Annotated in this window: 7 protein-coding genes; all 7 read left to right on the top strand. The window is 52.7% G+C overall.

Annotation, left to right across the window (positions count from 1 at the left end; genetic code table 11):
* Entirely contained in the window at positions 1 to 651 is a 651-nt protein-coding gene (gene lolA / locus Q354_RS0123790; protein ID WP_027859806.1) for an outer membrane lipoprotein chaperone LolA, read from the top strand.
* Positions 651 to 1997, top strand: coding sequence for a replication-associated recombination protein A (locus Q354_RS0123785; protein WP_027859805.1), 1347 nt, complete (start codon positions 651 to 653; stop codon positions 1995 to 1997). The genes lolA and Q354_RS0123785 overlap by 1 nt, the downstream gene beginning before the upstream one ends.
* A 10-nt stretch (positions 1998 to 2007) precedes the next feature.
* The gene (gene crcB / locus Q354_RS0123780) at positions 2008 to 2379 is read left to right on the top strand and encodes a fluoride efflux transporter CrcB (RefSeq protein WP_027859804.1); all 372 of its coding nucleotides are present in this window, start codon (positions 2008 to 2010) and stop codon (positions 2377 to 2379) included.
* Between the two features lie 20 nt (positions 2380 to 2399).
* Positions 2400 to 3674 carry a serine--tRNA ligase gene (gene serS / locus Q354_RS0123775; protein ID WP_027859803.1) on the top strand — a complete coding sequence of 425 codons (1275 nt, stop codon included), beginning with the start codon at positions 2400 to 2402 and terminating at the stop codon, positions 3672 to 3674.
* Between the two features lie 638 nt (positions 3675 to 4312).
* Complete coding sequence (locus Q354_RS27060; protein ID WP_211252317.1) at positions 4313 to 5920, top strand: TolC family protein; 1608 nt, start codon at positions 4313 to 4315, stop codon at positions 5918 to 5920.
* 17 nt (positions 5921 to 5937) lie between these two features.
* Positions 5938 to 6663, top strand: coding sequence for an efflux RND transporter periplasmic adaptor subunit (locus tag Q354_RS0123765; protein ID WP_027859802.1), 726 nt, complete (start codon positions 5938 to 5940; stop codon positions 6661 to 6663).
* 71 nt (positions 6664 to 6734) lie between these two features.
* Positions 6735 to 12328, top strand: a 5594-nt coding sequence (locus tag Q354_RS28510; RefSeq protein ID WP_036231402.1) for a DUF4347 domain-containing protein, incomplete at its 3' end; no start/stop codon positions are given.

Genomic DNA, 12328 nt, shown 5'->3' with positions numbered 1-12328 from the left:
ATGAAATTAAGTCGTATTCTGACAACCACCGTTCTTCTGGTTTCGGCATCATTTACTACCGTCACCGGATATGCGGCCGATGCTGCAACTGAACTTAAAAGCCTGATGGGCGGTTATTCCCGCTTTAGCGCTACTTTTCAGCAGGTGACCTATAGCGGGCAGGGGCGATCTCGCAATGAGACCAGCACCGGTACCCTGGCTGTCGCTAAGCCTAACCTGTTTCGCTGGCAGGCCTCTGAGCCTTTTCCTCAGGAAATTGTCAGCGATGGCGAGTTTGTCTGGATCCATGATCCGGATCTGGAACAGGTAACCCGGCGGGCATTGGATGACAGTACCTCTAATGCACCGGCAATGATCCTTAATGGCAGAATTGATCAGCTGCAGGAACGCTACAGTATCGTTGCTTTGGCAGGTGAAACGCCTCAGATGAAGCTTTACGAGCTTACGCCGAAGAGTGATCAGGACAGCTTTCAGCGTATCCGGCTGGCTTTTGCTGAAGGGGTTTTAAGCGAGCTGATGCTGGAAGATTCGCTAGGCCAACGGACCACGATTCTGTTTAATGATCAGCAGGTGAATCCGGACTTCTCTGAAGATATGTTTAGATTTGAGCTGCCGGAGGGGGCAGATCTGATCGTCGACCCAGGTGTGTAATGGAAGACCTGTTTAGCGACCAGGCAAATGCATACGAGCCGCTGGCGGCCCGTATGAGGCCTCAAGACCTTTCTGAATATTGCGGGCAGAGTCATGTTCTTGCGCCCGGTAAGCCCCTGCGTACGGCCCTGGAGCAGGGGGCGGCGCACTCCATGATTTTCTGGGGGCCGCCGGGGGTGGGCAAGACTACCCTGGCAAAGCTGATTGCTCACCATGTTGATGCCCAGTTTCTGACCATCTCTGCGGTCCTCTCAGGCGTGAAGGAGATTCGCGCCGCGGTTGAGCAGGCAAAGCAGATTAAGGCCCAGAGCGGCCGCAAGACCATCCTGTTTGTGGATGAGGTGCATCGCTTCAATAAGTCGCAGCAGGATGCTTTTCTTCCCTATATCGAAGATGGCACGCTGATTTTTGTCGGGGCGACCACCGAAAACCCTTCCTTTGAACTAAATAACGCACTGCTGTCGCGGGCGCGGGTCTACCTGTTGCGCAGTCTGGAAGCCAGCGAGATCCGGCAGCTGCTGAATAGGGCTTTGCATGATGTTGAAAGAGGCCTGGGTGGGCGATCTCTGCAGATTGCCGATGATATGCTGGCTAAGATTGCTCAGGCGGCGGATGGCGATGCGCGGCGCTCGCTGAATCTGCTGGAGATTGCGTCTGATCTGGCGCAGCCGCAAGGTGATGTTGAGATCGTCGACGATGCCGTTTTTGATGAAGTACTGCGGTCCACTGGTCGGCGTTACGATAAGCAGGGTGATCTGTTCTATGACATGATCTCGGCGTTTCATAAGTCAGTACGGGGCTCGTCGCCGGATGGCGCGCTCTATTGGTATTGTCGGATGCTCGATGGTGGCTGTGATCCGCTCTATGTTGCCCGGCGCCTGGTAGCGATTGCCTCTGAAGATATCGGTAATGCTGACCCGCGCGCAATGCAGGTGGCACTCAATGCCTGGGATGCGTTTGATCGTGTCGGGCCAGCAGAGGGGGAGCGCGCAATTGCTCAGGCGGCCGTCTATTGTGCCTGCGCACCGAAGAGTAATGCGCTCTATATGGCATTCAATCAGTGCAAGGCAGATGTGGCCGCGCAGCCCAGCTATGAGGTGCCGGTGCATCTGCGAAACGCACCCACCAAGCTGATGCAGGAAATGGGCTATGGTGATGAATATCGCTATGCCCATAACGAACCAGGCGCCTATGCTGCCGGAGAATCGTATCTGCCGGAAGAGCTGGCTGATCGTAACTGGTATCAGCCGGAAGATCGGGGGCTGGAAAAGAAAATAGGTGAAAAGCTGAACTACCTGAAGGGCCTTGATGCCCGCAGTGGTCAGAAACGATACGGGGATCTTTGAGGGGAAAGCGGTGCTGCATATTGTATTCATCGCCATCGGCGGAGCGTTGGGGGCGCTGGGGCGATACTGGGTGAGTGGATTGCTCAACAACGCAACTCATAAGCTGCCAATGGGTACCCTGGCCTGTAATGCCGTTGGTAGCTTCCTGATGGGTGTCTGCTTTGTGCTGATCCTCGAGAAATCAAAGCTTGATCCTGAATTCCGGCCGCTGCTAATGGTTGGGTTTATGGGCGCCTTTACCACTTTTTCCACCTTTTCTCTGGAAACTGTGGCAATGCTGCAGGAAGGGCATGTAATGTCCGCAATGATTTATATATTATTAAGCGTCTTGTTATGTATAGCCGCGCTGTCTGCGGGCTTATGGATTACACGCTTGTTCTGATTAAGGTGCATTAAAACGTCATGCTTGACCCTAAATACGTACGAACCAACCCGGAAGAGGTTGCACAGCTGCTTAAGAAAAAGGGCTATGAATTCCCTGTAGAGCAGTTCGTAGAGCTGGAAAACCAGCGTAAGGAACTCCAGGTTCAGACCGAAAGGCTGCAGAATGAGCGTAACACCCGATCGAAAAGCATCGGTAAAGCGAAGGCGTCCGGGGAAGATATCCAGCCGTTGCTGGCTGAAGTCGCTGAGCTGGGTAGTAAGCTGGATGCTGCCAAAGCGGAATTAAATGCGCTTCAGGAGCGTCTGGAAGATCTGCTGGCAGGTGTACCCAATATCCCTCACGACAGCGTGCCGGAAGGTGCTGATGAGGAAGACAATGTTGAAGTGCGTCAGTGGGGTACTCCACGCAGCTTCGACTTTGAACCTAAGGATCATATTGATCTGGGTGAAGGCAGCGGCGAGCTGGACTTCGAAAACGCAGCCAAGCTGACCGGTTCCCGCTTTGCGGTGATGCGTGGCAGGCTGGCGCGCCTGCATCGTGCGCTGATTCAGTTTATGCTGGATGTACAGACCAACGAGCATGGCTACGAAGAGATCTACGTGCCATATATGGTCAACTCTGACTCCCTGCGTGGCACCGGTCAGTTGCCGAAGTTTGAGGAAGACCTGTTTAAAGTACCTTTTGGTGAACGCCACTACTACCTGATTCCAACGGCTGAAGTACCTGTTACCAACATGGTGCGTGATGAAATCATCGATGCAGCGCAGATGCCGCTGAAATTTGCCAGCCATACGCCTTGCTTCCGCTCCGAAGCGGGTTCTTCCGGTAAGGATACCCGCGGTCTGATCCGCCAGCACCAGTTTGAAAAGGTTGAGATGGTTCAGATTGTTGAACCGTCCAAGTCCTGGGGCGCGCTGGAAGATATGACGGCTAATGCCGAAGCGATCCTGCAGAAGCTTGAGCTGCCGTATCGTGTTGTCGTGCTTTGCGGTGGTGACCTGGGCTTCAGCGCGCAGAAGACCTACGATATCGAAGTTTGGCTGCCAGGCCAGGACAAGTACCGTGAAATCTCCTCTGTATCCAATATGGGCGACTTCCAGGCGCGTCGTATGCAGGCTCGCTGGCGTAACCCTGAGACTGGTAAACCAGAACTGGCGCATACTCTGAACGGATCTGGTCTGGCCGTGGGGCGTACTCTGTTGGCAGTGATGGAAAATTACCAGACTGCCGACGGTAAGATTCGCATCCCTGAGGCGCTGGTGCCTTATATGGGTGGTGTTACTGAGATCTGATGGATCTCTGGTTTGAATGTTAAAGCCGTCTCTGTTGAGGCGGTTTTTTTATGCCTGCTTTCAGCGGTTGGTGGTGCTGTTAATATAGTATCAGCACTTTTCTGGTATTGGTTTGTTTGAATGCTGCCTCTGATTAGTATGGGCTTCAGGCGTGTCTGTGCAGCTGTCTTTAGCTGCGTGGGTTGTGCTAGCTTGGCTTTGGGTTCGACTTACCTGGTAGTTGTGGCAGGTTTTGTTTCCAGTATGTAATCGGCTAATCAATAGGTTATGGATTGAACGGCTGTGTTTCGGGATGCTGGAGCGCAGAAGCTTACAATTTTGATTCACCTCGTTAGCTTTTTATTGTCGAAGAATGTTGCCGAAAAGCCTGTAAGGGATCAGGTTATTGAATTGTTTTAAATTCATAAACGGTTTACTTTAATATTCGTTCCATTCATGTTTGTCTCCTGCTATCTTTCAACTATAATCTTTATGGTTTTTGCAATCTGGGCTGATTTAGCGCTGGCTAAGCCAAGGGATACTAAACGCTACCAGATTGCAGCTACCAAATGAGCTACTCTGGGCATGGAACGCCACTCAGCAATGGAGAGGTCCTGTCCGTAGTGATAAGGCTTCAATCCTAGTTGACTGAGAATGGAATGATGTTCAGAAAAACAATACTGGCTACAACGCTGGCTGCTGCGATCAGTGGCTGCTCTGTTTCTCCTCAGGTAGTTTCACCAGATAACGTACTGAGTACCGTCAAATCGGATCTGGATCGGCTGGATCGCGAACAAGCTGTAGCCGATGCCCCCGTTTCTCTGAATGAGGCGATCGCCCGCGCGGTCAAATTCAACCGCGAAAAGAAACTAAAGGCACTGGAATCTGCGCTAGCCCAGGGGCAGGTCGATCTGGTGCGCTACGAGATGTTGCCAGACCTGACCGCTTCAGCGGGTTACGCCAAGCGCAATAACTTTGCTGCCTCTGCCAGCGTGACCTTCACCGACGGGCAGCCCAACGCCTTAGGACCAAATCCGACCTACTCAGTCTCCCAGGATAAAGAGCGTTCCAACGGCAGCGTTGCATTCAGCTGGAATATCCTCGATTTTGGCCTTTCCTACGTACGTGCCCATCAGCAGGCGGATCGTTACCTGATCGCTAAAGAGCGTGAGCGCAAAGTCGGTCACAACATTACCCAGGAGGTCCGTGCCGCGTACTGGCGTGCGGTATCGGCGGAACGCCTGCTGCAGAAAATTTCACCTTTGATCGGTGATGCATCCAGGGCGCTGGATAACTCCCGCAGGGTAGAGCAGTTACGCCTGCGTTCGCCGCTTGAGGCCCTTTTTTATCAGCGCGAGCTACTTGATGTACAGCGTTCTCTGCAGTCATTACGGCAGGATCTGATTAACGCAAAAACTGAGCTGGCGGCCCTGATGGGCATGAAGCCAGGCAGTGAGTTCGAACTTGCCGATGTCAGCCAGCCCGATTTTACCGTGCCGGAATTATCCATCTCGCTGCAAGAGATGGAAGAGCAGGCATTAAGCCAGCGTCCTGAACTGGTCGAGACCTACTACCAGAAACGTATATCGGCCGCTGATACCCGCGCCGCGATGTTGAGCATGTTGCCTGGCATTACGCTGGAAGCCGGCGCTTATCGCGACAATAGCGACTTCTTGTTGAACCAGGACTGGACCAGTGTAGGTGCCCGAATCAGCTGGAACTTGTTTGATGTGTTCAAAGTAGGGGCTGAGCGAGATCTGGCTAAGACCCGGGAAGCCCTGGCTGAGGAACAGAGACTGGCCGCGTCAATGGCGGTACTGACCCAGGTGCACCTGTCAAACATTCGCTTCGAGCAGGCGCGTAAATCCTTCGAGCTGGCAGATCAGTATTTTGATGTTGCTAACCGGATTAACGCGCATACCCGCAACAGCGCTCAGACCCAGCGAGGCTCTGAACTGGATCTGATCCGCGAGTCACTCAACACCCTGTTGGCGGAGCTTCGTCGTGATGTGGCCTACGCCAATCTGCAAAATAGCTATGGCCGCGTATTCGTGACCATGGGTATGGATCTGCTGCCGGACGACTATAAAGAAGCTGGATTGACCAACCTGACCAGTGCGATCGAACAGCGCTTTGATCGTTGGAAGCGTGGTGAGCTGGAGCAGGTGAAAGCGGCTACCCCAGTTAGTGCTGAGGCCGATATTGAGAACCCATCGCTAACGAAGTCTGCTGAAGCAAATCAGTCTTCCGATAGTCCGTTGATCTGACCGAGGCGATTTAATAAATGAAACCTCTGATTGGGCTTTCTCTGGCGCTGCTTTTTTCTGCACAGGCAACAGCAGCGTTGGAGGCGAGGGCTGTCGTTAAATCGCTGGACCGGGCGATCCTCTCCGGCGAACTTGCGGCTAAAGTCATTGCGCTACCTAAGCGTGCGGGCGAACGATTCCGAAAAGGAGACCTGCTTGTCGGCTTGAATTGTGATCTTTATGAGGCCCAGGCTGAAAAGGTCGGAGCTGAAAATAAAGTGGCGGAGATCAAGCTGAAAAATGCCCAGCAGTTGAATGAACTTGCCTCTATCGGTGCACTTGATGTAGCCCTGGCCCAATCAGAATTTGAACAGACCCGTGCGGAGCTGAAAATTGCCCGCCTTAACACTAAACGGTGCAGTATTCGTGCTCCTTACAGTGGTCGGGTCGTTAGCTTACTTGTTAATCGTCATGAAAATATCCGTCAGCAACAAGAGCTTATCGAGATCGTTGCCGATAAGCGCCTTGAGGCTGAGCTGGTAGTGCCTGCGGTCTGGATGAAATGGCTTCGTGCAGGTATGAACCTGCGAATGAAGATCGATGAAACCGGGGGAGAGCTTAAAGCCAGCGTTGTGGCCATAAACCCGGCTATCGATCCGGTGAGTCAGACTCTGACTCTCAGAGCCCGTTTTGCCAGTAGTGATAGTTTGATACCCGGAATGAGCGCGACCGCCTTTTTTGACGCGCCTTCAGAAACAGAATAAGTCAGATCCGTGTCTGCAAGGTTAGCCGCTTTAAGTCGGTGTCTTGTCGCATGGTAGCAGGGAAATTAGCTATGCCTAAGTATCCAAAAACCGCTAAAAACGCCGTCCAGTTTAAACGTAAGCCTCTTATTACTGCGCTGGAGCCGCGTATTCTGCTTGATGGCGCCGCAGTTGCAACCGGTGCGGAAGCACTGACTGATGTGGCCTATGACAGTGACGTCACTGAGTCCACAAGCCAGCCGGACGCACTCGCACCTGTTCAGGTTCAGGCCGCCGATCCTGCAGCGAATAACGGCAGAAAGGAAGTTGCGTTTATCGATACCAGCGTGGACGACTACCAATCGCTGGTCGAGGGTATACGCCCGGGTGTCGAGATCTACCTGCTGAATGGCGAATCTGATGGTATCAGCCAGCTGCAGCGCTGGGCACAGCAGAACGAAGGCTATGATGCGATTCATCTTTTATCCCATGGCGATGATGGACAGATCAGTCTGGGTGAAGCGGTACTCTCTGATGAAAACATCGAGAGCCACTCCGTGGCCCTGGCGGATATCGGATCGGCACTGACGGATGATGGTGATCTGCTGATCTATGGCTGTGATGTGGCCGAAAGTGATGCTGGGATTGACTTTATTGCTCGTATAGCACAACTGACAGATGCCGATGTGGCTGCTTCGGACAACAAAACCGGATCGACGTTGAAAAATGGAGATTGGATACTGGAGCAGATGCTAGGACAAATTGATGGTAGCCCTTTGTCTTCCCTGATAGTGGGTAATAGCTTCAAGGGTGTGTTGGCTATCGACAGCGAAAATTTCGATAACACTAACCTCAAATATGAAATAGGGGTGACTACCTATACGCTTAGTGGTTGGACACTTGGGGCAGATAGCGCAATCAATATTGCAAACCCTACATTTACAGAGCAAGGTCAAAACCTGAATAACGACGGGGATGCTTCTGATCGGAGTATTCTATACAACCAAGGAGGCAGTCTTGCTCAGATCGAATATTATATGAAATCTGCTGATGGTACGGATTTCGATCTAAACTCATTCGACTTCGGGAACGGTAGCACTGAGGCTGGAACAATTGTCTCGATTTCAGGATATCGAGACAACTCGTTGGTGGTATCGGCCGAGTCTGTAGACCTGAACACATCTGATAGTGCCGGTAGCATTAGCTACACTATGACAGCAACGACGGCTGGTGGGGTCTACGGCGTACTAACTTTTGGCGCATCTTTTGATAATGTCGATGAGGTTCGATTCTCCTTTAATGCTCCGGCTATGCCTGAGATTGACAATATAAGTGTTTCCCCAGTCGCGGTTAATACAGCGCCTGTATTTTCGGGAGATCTCTCTGACGGCGCAGAAAATGTCGCCGTTGCCGAAAACAGTGCTAACGGCACCAGTGTTATTGATGTAAATGCCAACGATGGCGATGGTGGCGCTACCGATACAGGACTCACTTACAGCATTACCTCTGGCAATACTGATAGTGATAAAGACGGCAATCTGGCATTTGCTATCGATAGCTCTACCGGCGCCGTCACTGTTAACGATAGCGGTGACTTGGATTATGAAGATGGTACAACCGCTTATACCCTGACGGTTCGGACTGATGACGGTGGAGCCAGTAACAACACGACCGATGCAACGGTCACTGTAAATATCTCCGATGTGGGTACCGGCGACTCCTATGACTATGAGGCGATTGCTAACAATGGCACGAGCTTTACCGCCTCCAGTCAGACTTTTACCCTCACCGGCAATATGATTGGCCAGAAAGTAGATAATTATGGCTCCAATCAGATTGGCGCTAACGGTAACTCCGATGCCTATATGGATTCTGGCTTCGGTGAGATCCGGACAGGAAATATTGGCGGTATTAGTGCGCCAAGTGGGTACGCCTTCAAGGCCGTGATGTTTGATGTCTGGCCATCCTCTGACAAGGGCGGAAATGTCATGGATGCTGGTGAGACAATTACCGTCATAGGTAAACTCAATGGCCAGCAGGTGGTTTCAGCAAATGTTACCACTTTCGCTTTTGGCCAGAGTCCGGCTGCTGAAGGTGGAGCCTGGCAGCGTATCGATCTGACCGGTACAGGTTTCCTTACAACGGACATCGATACCGTTGAGTTCGTCCTTAGCGGATCGATGAACTACCTCGCGGTCGATAACTTTGTCTATGACGAGCTGGCGGTTTCAAATGCTAACCCAACACTGACTATTATCAGTAATATTACCGGCGGCACCGAAGATACCGAGAAAGAGATCAGCTTCTCTGACTTGACCGCAGCAGGTAACGAAGCGGACAGCGATGGTTCGGTTACTGGCTTTGTGGTGAAAGCAGTTTCTACCGGTACCCTTAAAATTGGTGCTACGGCAGGTACGGCTACAGCCTGGGCGGCGGGTAGTAACGATACCATCGACGCCAGTAATAAAGCGTTCTGGACTCCGGCCAGTAATGCCAATGGCAACCTCAATGCCTTTACAGTTGTCGCGGAGGATAATGTCGGTGCTGAGTCGGCCAGTGCAGTACAGGTGGTGGTTGAGACGGCTGCGGTTAATGATGCGCCGATCCTAACCTCCATCAGCAGTATCACTGGTGGCACCGAAGATACAGAAAAAGAGATCAGTTTCTCCGACCTGACGACAGCAGGTAACGAAGCGGATAGCGATGGCTTGGTGAACGGTTTTGTGGTGAAAGCCGTGTCTACCGGTACTCTGAAAATTGGTGCATCTGTTGGTACTGCAACGGCCTGGGTGGCGGGTAGTAACGATACGATCAACTCCACCAATAAAGCTTTCTGGACCCCCGCAGCAGATGCCAACGGTAGCCTGAATGCCTTTACCGTCGTTGCTGAGGATGACTCCAATGCGGAATCGGCCAGCGCGGTGCAGGTGGTTGTTTCAACCGCAGCAGTTAATGATCTTCCTACCCTGACCTCCATTAGCAATATCACCGGCGGCACTGAAGATACCGAGAAAGAGATCAGCTTCTCTGACCTGACCTCAGCAGGGAACGAAGCGGATGGCGATGGCTCTGTTACTGGCTTTGTGGTGCAAACGGTTTCTACCGGCACACTCAAGATTGGTGCCACGGCCGGCACGGCCACTGCCTGGGCGGCGGGTAGCAACGATACTATCGATGCCAGCAATAAAGCTTTCTGGACGCCAGCGAGCAATACGAACGGTAACCTCAACGCCTTTACTGTTGTTGCGCAAGATGATGTCGCTGGCGAGTCGGCCAGTGCGGTGCAGGTGGTTGTATCAACCGCAGCAGTTAATGATCTTCCTACCCTGACCTCTATCAGCAACATCACCGGCGGCACTGAAGATACCGAGAAAGAGATCAGTTTCTCTGACCTGGCCTCAGCAGGGAACGAAGCGGATGGCGATGGCTTTGTAACTGGCTTTGTGGTTCAAGCGGTTTCTACCGGCACTCTTAAGATTGGAGCTACGGCCGGTACAGCCGCTGCCTGGGCGGCGGGCAGTAACGATACTATCGATGCCAGCAATAAGGCGTTTTGGACTCCGGCCAGTAATGCCAATGGTGTTGATCTTGATCCAGATACCCCCAACACTGGCTTAAGTGCTTTTACCGTAGTTGCGAAAGATAACGCCGGAGCCGAGTCCGTCAGTGCAGTACAGGTGGTGGTTGATACGGTTGCGGTCAACGATGCGCCGACAGTGTCCTCGGATGCCAGCCTGACCGCGATTGATGAAGATATCGTCAGTAAGGATTTCGAGGACGTCTTTAATGGTAATGAAGGGCCCAACCTGGGTGATTCCGTCGATGACCTGCTTGTGGCTAGCGGTTTTTCCGATGCGGATAGCGATAACAAGGCGGGGATAGCCATAGTCACTGATGCTTCTAATCCAACCACTGAAGGTAAGTGGCAGTACTCCAACGACGAGTACGGGGATTACTGGCATGATATTGGGTCCGTATCAGCCAGCGCAGCCTTGTTGCTGGAGTCTCAGTACACCTATCTGCGTTTTGTGCCAGTGGCTGATTTCAGCGGCACACCCGGTGGCCTGACCGTTTATGCGGTAGATAACAGCCAGGGTGTCAACCAGTCCTATACCGAGTGGGATGGCACCAGCGAAACACGCCATACCTTCGATACCACGGCGGACGATGCCTCTTCGCATGTTTCTGCCAGCGGCGTGACCTGGAATGTCACCGTCAATGCAATTAACGATAAACCGGTTATCGCTTATCTGGGAGCAGCCGATAATCAGACGGTTGCATCTGCGCTATCCGCTGTCCTGATTGATCAGGGCACAGCGGCTGCGATCAGCGATATTGATTCCAGCGATTTTGATGGTGGGGCGCTGACCGTTTCCTTCGCATCGGGTCGCCTGACAGGTGATCTGATCAGCATCCGTGCCGGTTCCGGCGTGACTCTGTCCAGCAATACCGATGTGGGCAGCTCAATTACCGTAGATGGACAGGTGATTGGTACCATCGCCAGCAATGGTACTGGCAGCGGTAGTGATAACCTGATTGTTAGCCTGAATGACCAGGCAACTGCGACCCGTGTTGCGACCCTGGTACAGAACCTGACGTTTGATACTGACAGCGATACGGCGGGTGACAGGGTGCTGAATCTGGTTCTGACCGATGGTGACAGCGGTACTTCAGATACTGCAGCAACCACGATCTCTGTTGTTGTTAACCCGACCGTAACGATATCCGCCAATACCAGCTCCCTGTTGGCAGGTGAGACGGCTACAGTTAGTTTTAACTTCAGCGAAGCACCGGTTGGCTTCACTGCCGACGATATTACTGTCAGCGGCGGTGTCCTCACCAATCTGCAAGTAGATGGTGGTGATGACAGTCTCTATACCGCAACCTATACACCGGATGCTGATACCCAGAGCCTGAGCGGCCAGATCTCTATTGCTGCCAACACCTTTACCAGCGCTGCCAGTGAAGACAACCTTGCCAGCAATGATCTGGACTTCAGCGGTGATACCAAGGTACCTACGGTTGTTAGTATCGAACGCCAGACACCGACCTCAGAGCAGACCAATGCCGACAGTTTGACCTATCGGGTAACCTTCTCCGAAACGATCAACAACCTATCTGCCAGTGAGTTCACTGTTAGCGGTACCACCGCGACCATTACCAACGTAACGTCGGCTGGTTCTAATGCGTGGGATATCACGCTGAGCGGTGGTGATCTCGCCGATCTCGACGGCACCGTTGCTCTGGCATTCGCCAGCGGTCATGGTATTCAGGATCCGTCTGGAAATAACCTGACGAACACTACGCCATCAGGTAGCAATGAAACCAGCTATAACGTCGACAATACCGCGCCAACCCTGAGCATCAACACCGTTGCCACCGATGACCGGATTAACGCCAGCGAAGATGATAGCAGCCTGACCATTGGCGGCAGCACCAACGCCGAAGATGGCCAGACCATCAGCGTCGATGTTGGCGGAGTCAGCAAAACAACGACCGCCAGCAGCGGCAGTTGGAGCGTGACGCTCAGCAGCAGCGAAGTGCAGGGCCTGAGTGAAGGTACCGTATCGATCACGGCGGATGTGGCTGATCAGGCGGGTAATAACGCCACCCAGGCCACCAAGTCGATCAGTTACGACAAGACCGCGCCAACCCTGAGCATCAACACCGTTGCCACCGATGACCG

The sequence above is a fragment of the Marinobacterium jannaschii DSM 6295 genome (assembly GCF_000620085.1).
Taxonomy (GTDB): domain Bacteria; phylum Pseudomonadota; class Gammaproteobacteria; order Pseudomonadales; family Balneatricaceae; genus Pontibacterium; species Pontibacterium jannaschii.
The sequence above is the reverse complement of the archived record's forward strand: the minus strand, read 5'-3'. Positions and strand labels throughout refer to the sequence as shown.